This is a genomic window from Mesorhizobium sp. BR-1-1-10, assembly GCF_020165595.1.
GTDB lineage: Bacteria > Pseudomonadota > Alphaproteobacteria > Rhizobiales > Rhizobiaceae > Mesorhizobium > Mesorhizobium australicum.
In genome coordinates, this window is record NZ_JAIUIL010000003.1 from 1 (window position 1) to 18,941 (window position 18,941).

The following is an 18,941-nucleotide window of genomic DNA, read 5'->3' on the forward strand; positions in this document are numbered from 1 at the left end:
CCCCCCCCCCCCCCCCCCCCCCCCCCCCCCCACGCCGAAACCCTGGTGACGGCATTGCCCTCGCCATGGGCCTATATCGCCACGGCGCAACCCCATGACGACGAGATGCGCGAGCGCATCGCGCTGCACCGCTCGCGGCGCGGTGAGGGCTGGTCGACCACCGATGCGCCACTCGACCTCGCCGAAGCGCTGGAGGCGTTGCCAGACGGGCAGCCGGTGCTTGTCGACTGCCTGACGCTGTGGCTGACCAACCACACGCTGGCCGATCACGACGTCGAGGCCGCGTGCCGACGGCTGGCGGACGTACTGTCTCGGCCGCGCGGACCGTGGTTCGTGGTAACGAACGAGGTCGGGCAAGGCATCGTGCCCGACAACGCGCTGGCGCGTCGGTTTCGTGACGATGCCGGCCGGCTCAACCAGCGGGTCGCCGCGATTGCCGACACGGTGCTGCTCATGGTGGCGGGGCTACCGCTCAAGGTGAAGTGAAATGACCGATATCGACGACAAGGATGAAGAACGCCATCGCGCCAAGATGGCCAAGCGCAAGGCGGTGCAGGACGCCGAGGTTGCGGGCAAGACGATCGAGAAGGGGTTGCTGATCGTCAACACCGGTCCCGGCAAGGGCAAGACCACGGCCGCCTTCGGTCTTGCGCTGCGCATGCTCGGCTACGGCAAGCGCGTCGGCGTCGTCCAGTTCATCAAGGGCAAATGGCACACCGGCGAGAAGGAGGCCTTTGCCGTCTTTGGCGACCGTGTCGTCTGGCACGCAATGGGCGAGGGTTTCACCTGGGAGACGCAGGACCTGAAGCGCGACATCGCTGCCGCCGAGGCCGCCTGGGCCAAGGCTCTGGAATTGATCGCCGACCCCTCGATCAGCCTTGTCGTGCTCGACGAGCTCAACATTGCCCTGCGCTACGACTATCTCGCTCTCGACAAGGTGGTTGCGGCGCTCAAGGCTCGCCGCGAAGGCCTGCATGTCGTCGTCACCGGCCGCAACGCCAAGCCGGCACTGGTCGAGGCGGCGGACCTGGTCACCGAGATGGGGGTGACAAAGCACCATTTCTCGGCTGGCGTGAAAGCGCAGCAAGGCATCGAGTTCTAGAAAACCAGAACGGCGATCAGCGCGACAAGGCCGAACAAGCCGATCAGCAGGTAGTCCGCGACCCGGTAAAGCTTGAGCGCCCGCCTGATATCGCCGCTGTCGACATCGCGGCGGCCGCCTTCGCCCATGAAGATGTCGTCGACCATGACACCGCCATAGCTGCGTGGTCCGGCGAGCGCGAGCCCGAGCGCGCCGGCCATGGCCGCTTCCGGCCAGCCGGCATTGGGCGAGCGGTGTTTTTTCGCGTCGCGCCGTACCGCCTTCCAGGCGTCGCGGGGGTCGGCGCCCTCGACCAGGAGGGAAGCGAGCACGATCAGCAGCGCCGTCAGCCGCGATGCAGGCAGGTTGATCCAGTCGTCGAAGCGCGCCGCCGCCCAGCCGAAGGCCTCATGGCGCGGAGTCCGGTGGCCGACCATCGAATCGGCGGTGTTGGCCGCCTTGTAGGCCGCGCCGCCGGCGAGCCCTCCGACCCCGGTCCAGAAGACGGGGGCGACGATGCCGTCGGAAAAATTTTCTGCCAGGCTCTCGATCGCCGCGCGGCAGACGCCGGCGCGGTCGAGCGTCTCGGGATCACGGCCGACGATCCGCGAAACGGCGGCCCGGCCCATGTCGAGGCCTCCGCTGTCGAGCGCGTCGGCGACGGCTTCGACATGCTCGTAAAGGCTTTTCTGCGACAGAAGCGATGTCGCCAGAAAGACGGCAATGATCCATCCCAGGGGGACGAACCAGAGCAGAACAAGCTGCACGCAAAGGCCTGCTATCGCAGGCACCAGCACAATGACCAGAAGCGCCTGGACACCACGTTGGCGACGCAACGCGTCGGGATCAGTGGCGCGGTTGAGCCGCAAGTCGAGAAAGGATATCAGCCTGCCGAACCATGTCACCGGATGGCCGATGGCGCGAAACAGCCAGTCGGGATAACCAAGGGCGAATTCGACAATTAATGACAGGAAAGCGATCAGGACTGACATGAAGCTTCTTGAAGGAGCGGTGGACCATGGTGGAAGTCTTGGCCGGGCAAGGGCGCTTTTCCCCAATGCCGTGCTGCCTTTCGTCGACCTCTCGACCGGTATCAATCCGCACTCCTACCCGCTTTTCGACCTGCCCGCCACCTCGCTGTGGCGATTGCCAGAGGCCGCGCGTGGGCGCGAACTGGTAGAGATCGCGGCCAACACCTATGGCGCGCCTTCCCCAGCAAGCGTGGTGGCGGTCCCTGGTACACAGATCCTGTTGCCGCGGGTCGCCTCGCTGGTGAGGCCCGGCAAGGCAATGGTGCTGGGGCCGACCTATGCCGAACACGCCCGGGCGGCGGCGATTGCCGGGCACGATGTGGTCGAGGTCAGCGATTTCGCGGCGCTGGCGGAAGCCGACCTCGCCATCATCGTCAATCCGAACAATCCGGATGGGCGCATCATCGAGCGCGACCGGTTGCTGGTGCTGGCCGTTGGACTTCGCGCCAAGGCCGGGCTGCTGGTCGTCGACGAGGCGTTCATGGATGTGGGTCCACGCGAGCACAGCCTCGCCGGCGATGTCGGCCAGGGCGGCATCGTCGTGCTGCGTTCGTTCGGCAAGTTCTTTGGTTTGGCCGGCCTGCGGCTCGGGTTCGCGCTTGCCGACGCGCCGACGGCTGAACGGCTGGACATGCAGTTCGGGCCGTGGGCTGTCGCAGGACCGGCCCTGGAATACGGCATCCGCGCGCTCGCCGATCTCGACTGGCAGGATGCGATGCGGGCCTCGCTGGCGGAAGCGACGGTGCGGCTCGACGCGCTGTTTAGCCGTTTCGGCGTTCCCGTCGCGGGTGGCACCACGCTGTTCCGCTATCTCAGCCTGCCCGATGCCGGCGGCCTGTTTTCCGGGCTTGGCCAGAGCGGTATCCTGCTGCGGCATTTCTCCGAACGGCCGCATGCCTTGCGCGCCGGACTGCCGGGGAGCGAGGAGGAGTGGCGCAGGATCGAATCCGCCCTTGCCGATTGGGCGTCGCGGCGCGAGGATCGTTCGAAAGGTTTCAAACAATGATCCATGTCTGCTCATTGGCGAAAATCGAGGAAGTGGTGGCCAGGACCGGCGCCGACCGCATGCTGTCGCTGCTCGCCGCCGGAACGGACGTAGTCCGACCGGCCTCGATCCCAAGGAAAAACCATCTGCACCTGGTCATGCACGACATCGCCGTGGCGCAGGACGGCATGACCATGCCGGGCGAGGAGCATGTCCGTAACCTGCTCGATTTCGCACGCCGCTGGGACCGGGCGAAACCAATGCTGGTGCACTGCTATGCCGGCATCAGCCGTTCGACCGCCTCGGCCTATATCATCGCCGCGGCTTTGGCGCCGAAACGCAACGAGGTGGAACTGGCGCGGACGCTGCGAGCGCTATCGCCTTCGGCGACGCCCAATCCGCGGCTGATCGCGGTGGCCGACGCGCTGCTCGAGCGCAACGGCCGCATGATCGAGGCGATCGAGTCGATCGGGCGCGGCGCCGACGCTTTTGAAGGCACGCCGTTCGCCCTCAAGATCGACGGTTAGCTATTTCAGCCACTCCGCGAGCTTGGCCTTGCGCAGGTCGCGCACCAGGTTGATGAACCCGTCAGCCTGATATTCCGCCGTCAGCCGGCCTTTCTCGGCTGTCGCGATGCTGGCGTCGCCGACCACGCCGTTCGGGTTGAGATCCCCGGCGATCCAGGCGAAGGCGTGGGTGCCTGTGTGGCGCAACAGCGAGAATTCCTGCTCGGCCTTGGCGACGTTGGAAACGAAATTGTCGGCCTTGCCCATGTCGACGAGATCGGGCCGGAAATGCAGCATCAGCGACGTCTCGACATCGCCGCCATGAATGCCGTGACGATCCTCGAGTTCGGTGTACATGCCGGCCGGGCGGCCAAAGCGCTGCCAACTGGTCTTCACCGCCAGCATCTTTTCGCGCACGCGCAATTCGCGCGTGACGATGCCCATGATCTCCTCATTGCCGCCATGCGAATTGACGACGATAAGCTTGCGCACGCCGGCGCGCGCGATCGACAGGCCAAGCTCGGTCCAGGCGTCGACCAGCGTCGTTGCCGACAAGGTGAGAGTGCCCGGCGCGTGCAGATGCTCGTTCGACTTGCCAACCGCCTGGACCGGCAGGATGCGGATATCGAGATCGTCGGGCAGGCGTGAAATCACCGTGTCGAGCATGCCGTTCATGATCGAAGTGTCGGTCGAGACGGGCAGATGCGGTCCATGCTGCTCGATCGCCGCCAGCGGCAGCACCGCGATCGTGGCTTCGGGATCGATCGAGGCGTATTCGGTGGTCCGATAGTCGCCCCACCATACGCGTTTCTTGCCAGCAGTCATGTCACGCCTCTTCAAATGATCAGGTCAGACCTAGCGCGGTGCGGCAGGTCTGTCGATCACCCGGCCGCGATGGCCTCGACCTCGACCTTGAATTCGGACCGGGCAAAGCCGGAAACGATCATCAGCGTCGAGGCTGGCGCCGGGCTCGAAAACAGCCGGTCGCGAACCTCCATGTAGGGCCGCAGATGCGCGCGGTCGGTGACATAGGCGTTGATGCGAACGATGTCGCCAAGTCCCAGCCCGGCTTCGCCCAGAACCGCCGCGATGTTCCTGAAGCAGAGTTCGGCCTGCGCGCCGGCGTCTTCCGGTATCTGGTCGTCCGCCGTGATGGCGACCTGACCCGAGCACAGCACCAGACGCTTGCCGGCCGGCACCTGGACGCCGTGGCTGTAGCGGGCAAAGGGTGGCTTGATCGACTTAGGGGTAAGGAATTTGAACATGGCAGTCTCCTGGATATCGCCAGCCTAAGGCCGGATGCATTGCACCATCAAGATGGTGGTGCATGTCGCCGGTGCGATTGTGGACAGGCGTTCAAAAAATAGGCACGATGCCCTTCGGTGCAGCACGACCTTTCCGGCTTTCGCAGATGGCTGTGGTGCAGGCGGGCGGGTCCCGGCGCGCGACGCCGGTGGCATGTGTCTTGCTTCTTGAATCTTTGGTGTCAAGCACGGCGCGCAACGCGCCGGTGCAAATAAAGGGCGGTGTCAATGTACGTGAAACAGAAGATTTCGGCCGCGGTGGTGGCCCTGCTTGCGGCCAGCACGCTGGGCTCGGCGGCGAATGAAAAAGTCACTTTCGGCACCAACTGGCTCGCCGAGCCGGAACATGGCGGCTATTACCAGGCCGTGGCCGATGGCACCTACGCCGCCTGCGGTCTCGACGTTACCATCATGCAGGGCGGCCCGCAGGTCAGCGGCCGGCCGATGTTGCTCGCCGGCAAGATCGATTTTTACATGGGCGGCAATCTGCTGTCGGCCTTCGACGCCGTCCAGCAAGGCATTCCGATGCGTGTGGTGGCAGCCGACTTCCAGAAGGACCCGCAGGTCATCATGTCCCACCCCGGCGAGGGGCTCGACAAATGGGAAGACCTGAAGAACGCCGAGCAGTACATTCTGGGTGACGAAGGCGTGCAGACCTTCTTCCAGTGGATGGTCATCGAGCTCGGTTTCGACGCTTCAAAGCGCGTGCCCTACACCTACAACACCGCGCCTTTCCTTGCCAACAAGAAGTCGATCCAGCAGGGCTACGTCACCTCGGAGCCGTTCGCGGTCAAGAAGGAAGGCGGCTTCGTGCCGAACCAGTTCCTGCTCGCCGACTACGGCTGGGACACCTATTCGACTACGATCGAGGTGATGCAGGAGACGATCGACAAGAAGCCTGAGGTGGTCCAGTGCTTCGTCGATGGCTCGGCCAAGGGCTGGTACAAGTACCTCTACGGCGACAACAAGGCCGCCAACGACATGATCAAGAAAGACAATCCTGACATGAGCGACGAGCAGATCGCCTTCTCGATCGAGCAGATGAAGAAGTTCGGCCTGGCCGATTCCGGCGACACCGAGAAGCTCGGCATCGGCGCCATGAAGGAAGAACGGATCAAGAGTTTCTACGACAAGATGGTCAAGGCCAAGGTCACGCCTGAAGGCATCGACATCACGAAAGCCTACACGCTGGCCTTCATTAACAAGGGGGTCGGGCTCGAGCTGAAGAAATAGGCCGGCCCGGCATGATGCGGGAACAGGTGGCGCAAACGCCCGCCTCGGACATGGCTCCGACCTTGCTGGCGCTGCGTGGCGTCGGCAAGGTCTTTTCCAACGGCGTGACGGCGCTCAGCGATGTCGACCTGACGATCCGGGAAGGCGATTTCCTCAGCCTGCTCGGACCGTCGGGCTGCGGCAAGTCGACGGCGCTGCGGCTGATTGCCGGCCTGTCCACGCCGACATCCGGCGTGCTCGACTGGCGCGGCGGCGGCTCGCTCGACCGTGCCAATATCGGCTTCGTCTTCCAGGAGCCGACGCTGCTGCCCTGGGCCAGCGTCTTCGACAATGTCTGGCTGCCGCTCAGGCTGAAAGGCATTTCCCGCGCCAAGGCCGCCCCGGCGATAACGGAGATGCTGGCGCGGGTGCACCTCACCGGCTTCGAGGACGCCGTGCCGCGCGAACTCTCCGGCGGCATGAAGATGCGCGTCTCGATCGCGCGCGCCATGGTGACCAAGCCACGCGTGCTGTTGATGGACGAGCCGTTCGCGGCACTCGACGAGATCACCCGCTTCAAGCTCAACAACGACCTGCTGGAACTGTGGCAAGACGAGCGCTTCACCGTCGTCTTCGTCACCCACAGTGTGTTCGAAAGCGTGTTTCTCTCCAACCGCGTCGTCGTCATGGCGGCTCGGCCGGGGCGGGTGTTCGACGAACTCGCGATCGAGGCCTCCTATCCGCGCGATGATGCGTTTCGCACCTCGCCTGACTATGCGGCCCTTTGCCGGCAAGCCTCGGATGTGCTGGTCAATGCCATCAATTCAACAGTGGGCTCGCATCATGACGGCCATTGACGGCACGTTGAAACTCGACCCCGAGGAAGCGCGCCGCGTGCGCCAGGAGCGGTTTGAGCGGATCGGCCGCTGGGTTCTGCCGCTGGCGATCATGATCCTGGCGATCTGGCTGTGGGACCGCATCTGCGTGTGGAACGAGATCCCGCAATACATCCTGCCGCGCCCCGGCGTCGTGCTGACAACGCTCTACAACGATGCCGGCCTGCTGTTTTCCGCACTGCTGGTCACCTTGCGCATCACCTTCCTCAGCCTGCTGCTGGCGGTTGTCGGTGGCGTCGGCCTGGCGGTCTTGTTCGCGCAGTCGAAATGGGTGGAGATGTCGTTCTTCCCCTTCGCCATCGTGCTGCAGGTGACACCGATCGTGGCGATCTTTCCGCTGATCAACATCTATGTCGACAATCAGACGACCAAGCTCCTGCTCTGCGCCTGGATCGTCGCCTTCTTCCCGATCCTGTCCAACACCACGCTCGGCCTCAACTCGGTCGACCGCAACCTGCGCGACCTGTTCAAGCTCAACGGCGCGACGCGCTGGCAGCAGCTGCGCTATCTCAGGCTGCCGGCGGCGATGCCGTATTTCCTTGGCGGGCTGAAGATCGCCGGCGGCCTGTCGCTGATCGGCGCCGTGGTGGCCGAGTTCGTCGCCGGCGCCACCGGCCAGTCGTCCGGACTTGCCTCGCGCATCATCGAAGCGGGTTACCGGCTCAACGCGCCAAGGCTGTTCGCGGCGCTGTTCCTGATATCGCTGACAGGCATCCTGATCTTTCTCGTGCTGTCGCTGATTTCGCATCTCATTTTGCGGCGCTGGCACGAAAGCGCGCTGAAGCAGGAGCGGTAGACCTTGATACCAGCCTCTGGCTCCTACCGCCTTGCCAACGCGCGTGTTCATCAATCTGTCACGCTTGGTTTGGCTGCGACCTTCGACAGCGACGGTTTCGCCCTTGCCGACATTACCGTCGCGGACGGCAAGATTTCCAGCATCGCCGCGCAGGCCGCATCGAAGGTACCGGCGGGCGCCATCGACCTTGCCGGCCGTATCGTGCTGCCGTGTTTCGTCGACTGCCACACGCATATCGACAAGGGCCATATCTGGCCACGAAAGCCCAATCCCGACGGTACCTTCACGGGCGCTCTGAACGCCACGGGCGCCGACCGCGTGGCGCGCTGGAGCGCCGAGGATGTGGCGCGCCGCATGGATTTCTCGCTGCGCTCGGCCTACGCGCATGGCACCAGGGCGCTCAGAACTCATATCGACAGCGTCGCGCCGCAGGAGGAAATCTCCTGGCCCGTGTTCGAGACGATGCGCGAGGCATGGCGTGGCCGCGTCGAATTGCAAGGTGCCTGCCTGCTCGGCATCGAGGGCGTGCGCGACAAGAAATGGTTCGACAGGCTGGCCAAACGCGTGGCCGCCGCCAAGGGCGTGCTGGGCGTCGTCACCTATATGGTGCCGGACCTGGAAGAGCTGCTCGACCACGTTTTCGCGCAGGCAATCAAGCACGGGCTCGACCTCGATTTTCACGCCGACGAGACCGACGACATCGCCGCGATCTCGCTGAAAAAGATCGCCGAGGCGGCGCTGTGGAACGGCTTCGAGGGCAACATCCTCGTCGGCCATTGCTGCTCGCTGGCGCGCCAGCCCGATCTCGAGGTGCTGGACACGCTGGACAAGGTGGCGAAGGCTGGGCTGGCAATCGTGTCGCTGCCGATGTGCAATCTCTATTTGCAGGACCGTCGCGCTGACCAGACCACACCGCGCTGGCGTGGCGTGACGCTGCTGCACGAGATGAAGGGGAGGGCCATTCCGGTGGCCGTCGCTTCGGACAACACGCGCGATCCCTTCCATGCCTATGGCGATCTCGACATGCTGGAGGTCTACCGCATGGCGACGCGCGTCCTGCATTTCGATCATCCGGTCGGCGACTGGCCGCAGGCGGTCACCGCGACGCCGGCCCATGTGATGCGGCTCGATGGCTTCGGCACGCTCGCCGCCGGAGGCGATGCCGACTTCGTGCTGTTCAAAGGTCGAAGCTGGACGGAATTGCTGTCGCGCCCCGAATCGGATCGCATCGTCGTGCGTGCGGGGCGAGCGATAGACCGGCAATTGCCCGACTATGCCGAACTCGACGAGCTGATGGTGGAATGATGGATGTTTCGGCGCTCAAACGCGATCTCGACGGGATAAAACTCGACGACAATCCGGCCATCGTCCAGCAGAAGAGCCGGGACTTCTACTGGTACAGTCCGGTCCTGAAACAACAGCTCGACCATGTCACCGGCGACCTCATCGTGACGCCCAGGAACGAAGCCGAACTGATCCGCGTGCTTGCCGCCTGTCATCGCCATGGCGTGGCGGTGACGCCGCGCGGCAGCGGCACCGGAAATTATGGCCAGGCAATGCCGCTTTCGGGCGGCGTGGTGCTCAATCTCGCCGAGATGAACGAGATCAAGTCGATCGCGCCGGGGCGCGTGGTGACCGGACCGGGCGCGGTCCTGGCCGACATCGACAAGGCGACGCGCGCGCATTCCGGGCAGGAGCTGCGGCTGTCGCCCTCCACCTACAACACCGCCTCGATCGGCGGTTTCATCGCCGGCGGCTCCGGCGGCGTCGGCTCGATCAATTTCGGCGGATTGCGTGATTTCGGCAATGTGCTGCGCCTGCGCGTGGTGACGATGGAGGCCGAGCCGAGGGTGCTCGAACTCACCGGCGAAGACCTGCACAAGGTGACCCACGCCTATGGCACCAATGGCATCATCTCGGGAGTCGAGATGCCGCTGACGGCGGCCTATGACTGGATCGACGTCATCGTCGGCTTCGACCAATTCATGGATGCGGCGCGCTATGGCAATGCGCTGGCCTGCCAGGACGGCATCCTGACCAAGCTGATCACGCCGATCGCGGCACCCGTGCCGCAGCTTTATTTCAAGCGGCACCAGAAATTCTTCAGGGAAGGTCAAAGCATCTGCGTCGTCATGGTGGCGCAACATGGGCTGGATGCTTTTCTGGCCTTTACGCGCCGCGCCGGGGGTGAGGTGACCTACAACGCCACCACTGCGACCCCTGAGGAGAAAAAGGGCCTGCCGCCGGCCTATGAGCTGGCCTGGAACCACACGACGCTCCGGGCGCTGCGCGTCGACCCCGCCGTCACCTACCTGCAGTCGCTCTATCCCTTTCCCAACCAGCTGGCGCTGGTAGAGAAAATGGATGCGATGTTTCCGGGCGAAGTGTTCTCGCATCTCGAATTCGTGCGGCTGGATGGCAACATCACCTGCTTCGGCCTGCCGCTGGTCAAGTTCACCACCGAGGCGCGGCTTAACGAGATCATCCGCCTGCATGAGGAAAATGGCTGCCCGATCTTCAACCCGCACCGCTACACGCTGGAAGAGGGCGGCATGAAGCAGACCGACGCGGTGCAACTCGCCTTCAAGCGCGAGACCGACCCGCAAGGCCTGCTCAATCCCGGCAAGATGATCGCCTGGGAAAACCCGGACTATGACTACCGCTCGGGCCGGACGTTCCTGTTCAAGGGGCTGCAGAGGACGGGATGAGGAGAAGTTCGCGCTTGAACACCCCCCTCTGGCCTGCCGGCCATCTCCCCCGCAAGGGGGGAGATCGGACTGCCTCATTGCTTTCGCCAATTGTCAGCGTGGCAGGTTGGCGGCAGCGTTTAAGCTGCCAATCTCCCCCCTTGCGGGGGAGATGGCTGGCAGGCCAGAGGGGGGTGCCTCGCCCCGACCTGCGGAATATCCTCCCGTGAAAATCCTCGTCCTCTACGCTCATCCGGTCGAGACCAGCTTCAATGCCGGGCTGCACGGGACGATCGTCGAGCGGCTGACGGCGGCGGGTCACGTGGTCGACGATTGCGATCTCTATGCCGAAGAATTCGATCCGCGGCTCACGCGCAGGGAAAGGCTGGACTATCACAATCAGCGCGGCTCCGCCGACCCTGCGGCACTGTATGTCGAGCGCCTGTTGCGGGCCGATGCGCTGGTGCTTTCCTATCCGGTCTGGAATTACGGTTTCCCGGCGATCCTGAAAGGGTTTTTCGATCGCGTCTTCCTGCCGGGCGTGTCGTTCAAGCTGGTCGACGGCAAGGTGGAGCCGTCGCTGCACAACATAAGAAAGGTCGCGGCGGTCACCACCTATGGCGGCAGCCGGTTCCGCGCCTTTCTGATGGGCGACCCGCCGCGAAAACTGATCAAGCGCATGCTGCGCGCCACGGTAAAGCCGGGTGCTCCGGTGACCTACCTCGCGCATTATTCGATGAACCTGTCGACCGATGAAACCCGAAAGTCCTTCACGGCGAAGGTCGCGGCCAGCATGGATGCATTCTGATGCGTGCCCTTGTCGTCTATTGCCATCCGGTGCCGGAGAGCTTCTGCGCCGCCATTCGCGACATCGCCGTGGATGTGCTGACGCGTCGAGGCTGGGACGTGCGGCTGCTCGACCTCTACGCCGAAAAGTTCGATCCGGTGATGAGCTGCCAGGAGCGGCGTAGCTACAATAGTCAGGCGCCGCAGGACCCGGCGCTGAAACCGCATTTCGAACTGCTCAACTGGGCCGAAGCGATCCTGTTCGTCTACCCGACCTGGTGGTACGGGCTGCCGGCGATGCTGAAGGGCTGGCTAGACCGGGTGTGGGCGACCGATGTCGCCTTCAAGCTGCCGGCGGGCAAGGGCGGGATCAAGTCGCTGATGACGCATGTCACCAAGGTCGGCGTCATCACCACTTGCGGTGCACCGACCTGGTGGAGCGTCGTCGTCGGCCAGCCCGGGCGCAAGACCTTGCTGCGCGGCATGCGGGCGCTGTGCGCCAGGCGCTGCAAGACGTTCTTCCTGGCGCATTATTTGATGGACGCCTCGACGCCGAAGACGCGAGCGGCGTTTCTGGTCAAGGTGCGGGCGAAGTTGGAGCGGTTTTGAAAGATTAGCACCTTCTCCCCGTGAACGAGGGAGAAGGAAAAAGCGCCGCTACATCTTCGTCCGTTCCGACTTCGGATCGTACATCGGTTTCAGCGATGCCTCAGCCGCAAACCGTTCGCCGGCGATCTCGATTTCATAAGTCGAGGCGAGCACATCCGCCTCGCTCTGCCCTTGGCACGGCACATAGCCCAGCCCGATCGCTCCGCCGAGATGATGGCCGTAATTGCCCGAAGTGATCGGACCGATGATCTTGCCATCGCGCAGGATCGCTTCGTTGTGGAAGAGCAGAGGCTGCGGGTCCTTGAGGCGGAACTGGACCAGGCGGCGGTCCAATCCGGCCTCCTTCTTCTTCAGCACGGCATCGCGGCCGATGAAATCGCCCTTGGCCGTCTTCACCGCGAAGCCGAGGCCCGCCTCCAGCACATTGTCCTCATCGGTGATGTCGTGTCCGAAATGGCGGAAAGCCTTTTCTATGCGGCAGGAATCCAGCGTGTGCAGTCCACAGAGCTTTAGCCCGACATCGGCGCCGGCCTCATCGATGGCCTCGAAGACATGGGCGGCCTGTTCGGTCGAGACGTAAAGCTCCCAGCCGAGCTCACCGACATAGGTGACGCGGTGCGCCCGGGCGAGGCCCATGCCGATTTCGATCTCCTGGAACGTGCCGAACGGATTGTTCTCGTTGGAGAAGTCGTTGGGGCTGACCTTCTGGATCAGTTTTCGCGCATCCGGGCCCATCACGCAGAGCACGCTTTCAGCGGCGGTTACGTCCGTGATGATGACGAACTGGTCGCCGACATGCCGGTGCAGCCAGGCGAGGTCGCGCTGCAGCGTGGCGCCCGGCACGACGAGGAAATAGGCCGTATCCGAAAGCCGCGACACGGTGAGGTCGCTCTCTATGCCGCCGCGCTGGTTGAGCATTTGCGTGTAGACGATCTTGCCCGGCGCCACATCCATGTCGTTGGCGCAGAGTCTTTGCAGGAAGGCGCAGGCGTCGCGGCCCTCGACGCGGATCTTGCCGAACGACGTCATGTCGAACAGGCCGACCTTGTTGCGGACCGCCAGATGCTCCTCGCGCTGGTTGTCGAACCAGTTCTGCCGCTTCCAGGAATAGCGATATTCGCGCTCCTGACCTTCACGCGCGAACCAGTTGGCGCGCTCCCAGCCGGCGACTTCGCCGAACACGGCGCCGCGCGCCTTCAGGTGCTCGTGCAGGGGCGAGCGGCGCACACCACGCGAGGTTGCCATCTGGCGATAGGGGAAATGGTCGGCATAAAGCAGGCCGAGCGTTTCGGAGACGCGTTCCTTGAGATAGCGGCGGTTCTTCTGGAAGGGTTGAGTGCGGCGGATGTCGACTTCCCACAGGTCGAACGGGGCTTCGCCATCGTTGATCCACTGCGCCAGCGCCATGCCGGCGCCGCCCGACGAGACGATGCCGATCGAATTGTAGCCGGTCGCCATCCAGTAGCCGCGCAACTCCGGCGCCTCGCCGAGATAATAGCGGTCATCAGGGGTGAAACTTTCAGGCCCGTTGAAGAAAGTGTGGATGCCGGCGGTCGCCAGCATCGGCATGCGGCTAACGCCCATTTCGAGGATCGGTTCGAAATGGTCCATGTCCTCCGGCAACTGGTCGAAGCAGAAATCCTCGCGGATGCCCTCCATGCCCCATGGCTTGGCCACCGGCTCGAAGGCGCCGAGCATCATCTTGCCGGCGTCTTCCTTATAGTAGGCGCACTCGTCCGGCACGCGCAGCACCGGCAGGCGGCCAAGGCCGGGGATCGGCTCGGTGACCAGATAAAAGTGCTCGCAGGCGTGCAGCGGGATGTTCACGCCGTTCTGGGCGCCGAGGTCGCGCGCCCACATGCCGGCGCAGTTGATGACGATGTCGGTCTCGATCGTGCCCTGGCCTTCGCCTTGCGCCCAGGACACGCCGGAGACGCGGCCATTTTTCGTATGGACCTTGGTGACCTTCACATTCTCCGCGATTGTGGCGCCGCGTTGGCGCGCACCCTTGGCAAGCGCCATGGCGATGTTGGCCGGGTCGCACTGGCCGTCGAGCGGCAGATGCACGGCGCCGACCACGTCCGAGACATTGAGATGCGGGTACATCTCCTTGACCTCATTGGGAGAAATCTCGCGCACGTCGACGTCGAAGGCGCGGGCGAGCGACGCCTGCCGGTAGATCTCGTGCTTGCGCTCTTCGGTCAGCGCCACGGTGATCGAGCCGACCTGGCGCATGCCGGTGCCGACCTCGGTCTCTGCTTCCAGCTTGACGTAGAGATCGGCCGAATATTTCGCCAGCCGGGTCATGTTCTGCGAGCCGCGCAACTGTCCGATCAGCCCGGCGGCGTGCCATGTCGTGCCCGAGGTCAGTTGCTTGCGCTCCAGAAGCACGATGTCGGTCCAGCCAAGCTTGGCCAGGTGGTAGGCGACCGAGCAGCCGGAGACGCCGCCGCCGATGATGACGGCCCTTGCCTTGGTGGGAATGGCTTTCGTGGGAAGGCTCCTGGCAGTCATGCGGCCTCACGACGGTAGCTGGAAACGAAATGGCGCAGCCGGGCGGCTGCTTCCCTGAGCACGGGTTCGGGCTGGCACAGGCTGATTCTGATATGGCCGGCCGCGGCTTCGCCGAAACTCGAGCCCGGCATGACGCCGACCTTCTCCTTGTCGAGGAAGGCGAAGGCGAATTTCTCGTCGTCGGGTTCGACATCGGATATGTCGAGCATGACATACATGCCGCCTTCGGAACCGCGCACGGTGACATCGTTCATGCCACGCACGGCATCGAGCAGAACGGTGCGGCGCGCCGCGTAGCGTTCGGCGATGTCCTTGACGCCATGGTGCTGCTCCAGCGCCTCGGTGCAAGCGATGGAGATGAAGGCCGGCAGGCCGTAGGTCGTCACCAAATTGAGATTGATCAGCAGTGTGATCATTTTTTCCGGACCGGTCAGCCAGCCCATGCGCCAACCAGTCATGCCGTGGCTCTTGGACATCGAATTGATCACCAGCGTGCGCTCGGCCATGCCGGGCAGCGAGCGCGGCGAGACATGCTCGCCGCCGCCCAGCGTCCAATAGACCTCATCGGACAGCAGCCAGAGATCGTGCTCGCGGCAGATTTCGGCCAGCTGTTCCAGCCGCTCGCGCGAATAGACGGCACCGGTCGGGTTGTTCGGCGTGTTGATCAGTATGGCGCGCGTGTTGGGCTTGAGTGCCGCACGGATCATGTCCGCGCGCGGTTGGAACCCATCCTCGGCCGGTGTCTCGACGACGGTGAAGCTGGCACCGGCGGCACTGAAGGTGTTGGGATAGGTGGCATAGTAGGGGGCAACCACGATGGCGTGGTCGCCCGGGTCGAGAACGGCCTGCACGGCCGCGTAAAGTGCTGCTTGGCCGCCCGGCGTGGCGATGACCTCTTCCGGCGTCGTCTCGACACCGGTGCAGGCGCTGGAGGCCGCCGCCATCGCCTTGCGCAGGCGCGGCAGGCCGGGCAGCGGCGTGTAGTGATGGTTGCTGCCGCGAACCGCCGCAACGCAGGCTTCGATCGTCTCCGACGGCGTGTCGAAATCGTGGTCGCCGACCGACAGCATGATAATGTCCTCGCCGGCTTCCTTGCGGGCCCAGGCGGCGAAATGAACTTCCCAGCCGTCCTTGCCCGATGGAACAATGCCGGTGATGCGCGATGATGGTTTAGGCATGTGAGACTCCCGTGATCGCGTAGCCGTCCTGTTGCAGCCGGTCGCGCAAGGCGGCGATATGGGCAGGACCGACCTCGCAGCAACCGCCGACGATGTCCGCACCCGCTTCCACCCAGCCGACAGCCTGGTCGGCGTAGGCATCCGGACCGAGGTCGTGGCGGGCATGCAGTACATCCACCGTCCCGCCATGCTTGAGCGCTTCGGTGGACGTGAAGCCATTGGCATAGGCACCGACCAGGCCGCCAAGTCCGATCAGTTCAGGCAAGGCCGCCGCGATCGCTTCCGGGCGGCAGCAGTTGAGCAGCCGCGCCGCCACCGGCAGATTTCCGAGCGCATCGGCCGACGACGCAATCGTCTCGCCGCTGCGCAAGCGCGGCGTGCCGTGATCGGCCAGCGTCCATGACACCCAGACAGGCTTGCCGCTTTCCGATGCGGCGGTGACCGCCGCGCGCGCTTCCTCCGACGACGCCATGGTCTCGCAAAGGAACAGGTCGACACCGTCCGCCTGCTCGGCGACGATGCGGCGGTAGATGTCGAGCGTGTCCTGGTAGGAGATCGTCAACGCCGGCGCGTAGCTGCCGAAGAGCGGCGACAGGCAGCCGGCGATCGCCGCGTCGCCGGCCTCGTCGCGCGCTTGCCTGGCGAGCTCGATGCCACGCTTCTGCAATGGCTGGAACAGGTCTTCCGCGCCTTCGCGCGCCAGGCGTTCGGGCGTCGCCGAATAGGTGTTGATGGTGATGACGCGGGCGCCGGCGCGGATGAATTCGGCATGCAGGCCGCGCACAAGGTCCGGTTCGTCGATCAGCACCCTGGCCGACCACAGCGGCGTCGGCTCGGACTGGCTGCGCCGCACCAACTCCTGGCCCATGCCGCCATCGGTGAGGATAACGTTCTTCATGCGCGCAGTCTTTCGTTCCTGGGATCCCACAATGGTTCGTCCTGTTGCACGATCGCCTTGAAGCGATCGCCGAAGATCTCGACCTCAACTGATGTGCCGGGTTCGGTCAGGTCGGCGCGCAGCATGCCGAGCGCGATCGACTTGTCGACGCGATGGCCCCAGCCCCCCGACGTCGTCTCGCCGACGATCTGGCCGTCATGCCAAAGGGTCGACATGTAAGGCGCGTCGCAATCGCCGGGGTTCTCGACCACCAGCGTGACGAAGCGCTTCTTCACGCCTTGCTGTTTTTCGTTCTGGAGGGCCGCCTTGCCGCGGAAATCGGGCTTTTCCCATTTGACGAAGCGCTCCAGACCGCCTTGCAGGATCGAATAGTCGGTCGACAGATCGCCCTTCCAGGTGCGGTAGCCTTTTTCGAGCCGCAGCGAATCCAGCGCGTACATGCCAAACGGCTTCAGCCCATGATTCTGCCCGGCAGCGCAGATCGCATCGAAGATCGCGGCAGTGTCGTCGACCCTGGTGTGGATCTCCCAGCCGAGCTCGCCGGCGAAGGAGACGCGGACCAGCCTGGCCCAGCGCCCGGCAATCCTGGTCTCCTGATGCGTCAGCCAAGGCAAGGTCAGGTCGGCGTCACAGACGTCGGCAAGGATTTTTCGCGAGTTGGGACCGGCCAGGATCTGCGTGGAGAATTCTTCCGTCCGGTCGATCAGCTTGAACGCCGCATCCCCGGGCATGTGCGATTTCAGCCATTCGAAGTCATGCCACTGTGCCACCGCCGCGGTGATCAGCGTCATGGACTCCTCGCCATGGCGCACCACCGACATTTCGGTGACGATGCGGCCCTTGTCATCGGAGAAATAGACCAGGCCGATGCGGCCGGGCTTCGGCACCAGGCCGGTCACCTGTCGGCTCAGCCATTCGGCGGCACCAGGGCCTTCGAGATTGAAGCGCGAGAAGCCGGGCAGGTCGAGGATGCCGGCAGCGTCGCGGACAGCCAGGCACTCTTCGCGCACGCGCTGCTGCCAAGGACCGTCGCGACGGAAGGTCAGCGTGGCTTCCTCGGAGACGTCGTCGCCGCCCTGCGCGTACCAGGTGGCGCGTTCCCAGCCATTATAGGCGTCGAAACGGGCACCCAGCGCCTTGATGCGGTCGTGGACCGGCGACAGTTTCCTGTCACGTCCTTCCGGCCAGGCATGGCGCGGGAACTGGATGGCGTATTCGTTGCCGTAGATCTCCATGCCCTTGGCCACACAATAGTCCGGCGCGGAGGCAAAGGAGGTGAAGCGGCGCGGATCGCACGACCACATGTCCCATTCGGTCTGGCCTTGCGTCACCCATTCGGCCAGCACCTTGCCGGCACCGCCGCCCTGGGCGATGCCGAAAGTGAAGACGCAAGCTTCGAAGGCGTTGGGAACGCCGGGCATCGGCCCGATCAGCGGATTGCCATCCGGCGCATAAGGGATCGGGCCGTTGATGACCTTGGAGAGGCCGGCGGTGCCGAGGATCGGCACACGGGCGACGGCGTCGGCCAGGTAATGTTCCAGCCGGTCGAGGTCGTCGGGGAAGAGCTGGAAGGAAAAATCGTCCGGCATGGGATCGTTGTGGGTGGCCCAGTGCGCGCGGCAATTGCGCTCATAGGGGCCGAGATTCATGCCCGCCTTTTCCTGGCGCAGATAATAGGAAGTATCGACGTCGCGCAGCAGCGGCAGCTTCTTGCCCTGTTCCTTCGACCAGGCGGCGAGTTCGGGGATTTCCTCGAACAAAATGTACTGGTGGCTCATCACCATCATCGGCACTTCGCGGCCGAACATCCTGCCGACTTCGGCGGCACGGTAGCCGGCTGCATTGACGACGATCTCGCAACGGATATCGCCTTGGGGCGTCTCGACCACCCACTCGTCCTTTTCGCGGCGCACGCCTGTCACGGGGCAGAACCGGATGATTTTCGCACCCATGTCGCGCGCGCCCTTGGCCAGCGCCTGCGTCAGCTGTGCCGGATCGATGTCGCCGTCGCTCGGATCGTACAGCGCGCCCTTCAACTCATGCGTTTCAAGGAAGGGGTAGCGGTGCTTGATCTCGTCGAGCCCGATCACGTCTATGTCCATGCCTTGGTAACGGCCCATGCCCTTGGCGCGCTGGAATTCCTGGATGCGCTCCTTTGTGTGGGCGAGCCTGAGCGAGCCGGTGACATGGTAATTCATGGGATAGTCGACGGCGTCGGCCAAGCCGCGATAGAGCTCGGTCGAATAACGCTGCATGTTCATCAGCGACCAGGAGGAGGAGAAGGTCGGCACATTGCCGGCCGCATGCCAGGTGGAGCCGGAGGTCAGCTCGTTCTTTTCCAGGAGCACGCAGTCGGTCCAGCCGGCCTTGGCCAGGTGATAGAGCGAGGAGGTGCCGACAACGCCACCTCCGATGATCACCACGCGCGCCGTGCTCGGCAAACCCGCCATGTTCTTCT

General features: G+C 64.2%; 18 protein-coding genes. 11 read left to right on the forward strand and 7 right to left on the reverse strand.

The features are described 5' to 3' along the window. Window positions 1-42: 42 nt before the first annotated feature. Complete coding sequence (locus LB555_RS05895) at window positions 43-486, forward strand: bifunctional adenosylcobinamide kinase/adenosylcobinamide-phosphate guanylyltransferase (protein ID WP_263488966.1); 444 nt, start codon at window positions 43-45, stop codon at window positions 484-486. 1 nt (window position 487) lies between these two features. Then, on the forward strand, window positions 488-1,102 hold the full coding sequence (gene cobO / locus LB555_RS05900; protein ID WP_140615856.1) for a cob(I)yrinic acid a,c-diamide adenosyltransferase: 615 nt from the start codon (window positions 488-490) through the stop codon (window positions 1,100-1,102). Here cobO and cbiB read toward each other — a convergent pair. Continuing rightward, window positions 1,099-2,073, reverse strand: a complete 975-nt coding sequence (gene cbiB / locus LB555_RS05905) for an adenosylcobinamide-phosphate synthase CbiB (RefSeq protein ID WP_224682446.1) — start codon at window positions 2,071-2,073, stop codon at window positions 1,099-1,101. The two genes, cobO and cbiB, sit on opposite strands and share 4 nt — an antisense overlap. Between cbiB and cobD the strand changes: the two genes are divergently transcribed. Further along, the gene (gene cobD, locus LB555_RS05910; protein ID WP_224682447.1) at window positions 2,072-3,118 is read left to right on the forward strand and encodes a threonine-phosphate decarboxylase CobD; all 1,047 of its coding nucleotides are present in this window, start codon (window positions 2,072-2,074) and stop codon (window positions 3,116-3,118) included. The two genes, cbiB and cobD, sit on opposite strands and share 2 nt — an antisense overlap. Further along, window positions 3,115-3,624, forward strand: coding sequence for a tyrosine phosphatase family protein (locus LB555_RS05915; protein ID WP_224682448.1), 510 nt, complete (start codon window positions 3,115-3,117; stop codon window positions 3,622-3,624). The genes cobD and LB555_RS05915 overlap by 4 nt, the downstream gene beginning before the upstream one ends. Here the strand turns inward: LB555_RS05915 and LB555_RS05920 are convergent, their stop codons facing one another. After that, window positions 3,625-4,428, reverse strand: a complete 804-nt coding sequence (locus LB555_RS05920; RefSeq protein ID WP_224682449.1) for a creatininase family protein — start codon at window positions 4,426-4,428, stop codon at window positions 3,625-3,627. It lies immediately after the preceding gene. A gap of 56 nt (window positions 4,429-4,484) precedes the next feature. After that, window positions 4,485-4,868, reverse strand: a complete 384-nt coding sequence (locus LB555_RS05925; RefSeq protein ID WP_224682450.1) for a RidA family protein — start codon at window positions 4,866-4,868, stop codon at window positions 4,485-4,487. A gap of 267 nt (window positions 4,869-5,135) precedes the next feature. Here LB555_RS05925 and LB555_RS05930 point away from each other — a divergent pair, with 267 nt between their 5' ends. The 7 genes from LB555_RS05930 (at window position 5,136) to LB555_RS05960 (ending at window position 11,893) form a co-directional block, all read left to right on the forward strand. Continuing rightward, the gene (locus LB555_RS05930) at window positions 5,136-6,140 is read left to right on the forward strand and encodes an ABC transporter substrate-binding protein (protein WP_224682451.1); all 1,005 of its coding nucleotides are present in this window, start codon (window positions 5,136-5,138) and stop codon (window positions 6,138-6,140) included. Window positions 6,141-6,151: 11 nt separating this feature from the next. Then, window positions 6,152-6,976, forward strand: coding sequence for an ABC transporter ATP-binding protein (locus tag LB555_RS05935; RefSeq protein WP_140714788.1), 825 nt, complete (start codon window positions 6,152-6,154; stop codon window positions 6,974-6,976). Then, window positions 6,963-7,811, forward strand: coding sequence for an ABC transporter permease (locus LB555_RS05940; RefSeq protein ID WP_015317384.1), 849 nt, complete (start codon window positions 6,963-6,965; stop codon window positions 7,809-7,811). Before LB555_RS05935 ends, LB555_RS05940 begins: the two co-directional genes overlap by 14 nt. Before the next feature lie 3 nt (window positions 7,812-7,814). Beyond that, window positions 7,815-9,116, forward strand: a complete 1,302-nt coding sequence (locus LB555_RS05945) for a cytosine deaminase (RefSeq protein WP_224682452.1) — start codon at window positions 7,815-7,817, stop codon at window positions 9,114-9,116. After that, window positions 9,116-10,519 carry an FAD-binding oxidoreductase gene (locus LB555_RS05950; RefSeq protein WP_224682689.1) on the forward strand — a complete coding sequence of 468 codons (1,404 nt, stop codon included), beginning with the start codon at window positions 9,116-9,118 and terminating at the stop codon, window positions 10,517-10,519. Before LB555_RS05945 ends, LB555_RS05950 begins: the two co-directional genes overlap by 1 nt. 205 nt (window positions 10,520-10,724) lie before the next feature. Next, window positions 10,725-11,306 carry an NAD(P)H-dependent oxidoreductase gene (locus LB555_RS05955; RefSeq protein WP_224682453.1) on the forward strand — a complete coding sequence of 194 codons (582 nt, stop codon included), beginning with the start codon at window positions 10,725-10,727 and terminating at the stop codon, window positions 11,304-11,306. Next, window positions 11,306-11,893: an NAD(P)H-dependent oxidoreductase gene (locus LB555_RS05960; RefSeq protein ID WP_224523186.1), complete on the forward strand. Its 588-nt coding sequence runs from the start codon at window positions 11,306-11,308 to the stop codon at window positions 11,891-11,893. The genes LB555_RS05955 and LB555_RS05960 overlap by 1 nt, the downstream gene beginning before the upstream one ends. 48 nt (window positions 11,894-11,941) lie before the next feature. Here LB555_RS05960 and LB555_RS05965 read toward each other — a convergent pair whose 3' ends face one another. From LB555_RS05965 to LB555_RS05980, 4 genes are read right to left on the reverse strand one after another with little or no spacing between them, the layout of a single operon-like run. After that, entirely contained in the window at window positions 11,942-14,407 is a 2,466-nt protein-coding gene (locus tag LB555_RS05965) for an FAD-dependent oxidoreductase (RefSeq protein ID WP_224682454.1), read from the reverse strand. After that, window positions 14,404-15,585, reverse strand: a complete 1,182-nt coding sequence (locus LB555_RS05970; protein WP_224523182.1) for a pyridoxal phosphate-dependent aminotransferase — start codon at window positions 15,583-15,585, stop codon at window positions 14,404-14,406. Before LB555_RS05970 ends, LB555_RS05965 begins: the two co-directional genes overlap by 4 nt. After that, entirely contained in the window at window positions 15,578-16,483 is a 906-nt protein-coding gene (locus LB555_RS05975; RefSeq protein WP_224682455.1) for a homocysteine S-methyltransferase family protein, read from the reverse strand. Before LB555_RS05975 ends, LB555_RS05970 begins: the two co-directional genes overlap by 8 nt. Beyond that, window positions 16,480-18,933: an FAD-dependent oxidoreductase gene (locus LB555_RS05980; RefSeq protein WP_224682456.1), complete on the reverse strand. Its 2,454-nt coding sequence runs from the start codon at window positions 18,931-18,933 to the stop codon at window positions 16,480-16,482. The genes LB555_RS05975 and LB555_RS05980 overlap by 4 nt, the downstream gene beginning before the upstream one ends. Window positions 18,934-18,941 lie beyond the last annotated feature (8 nt).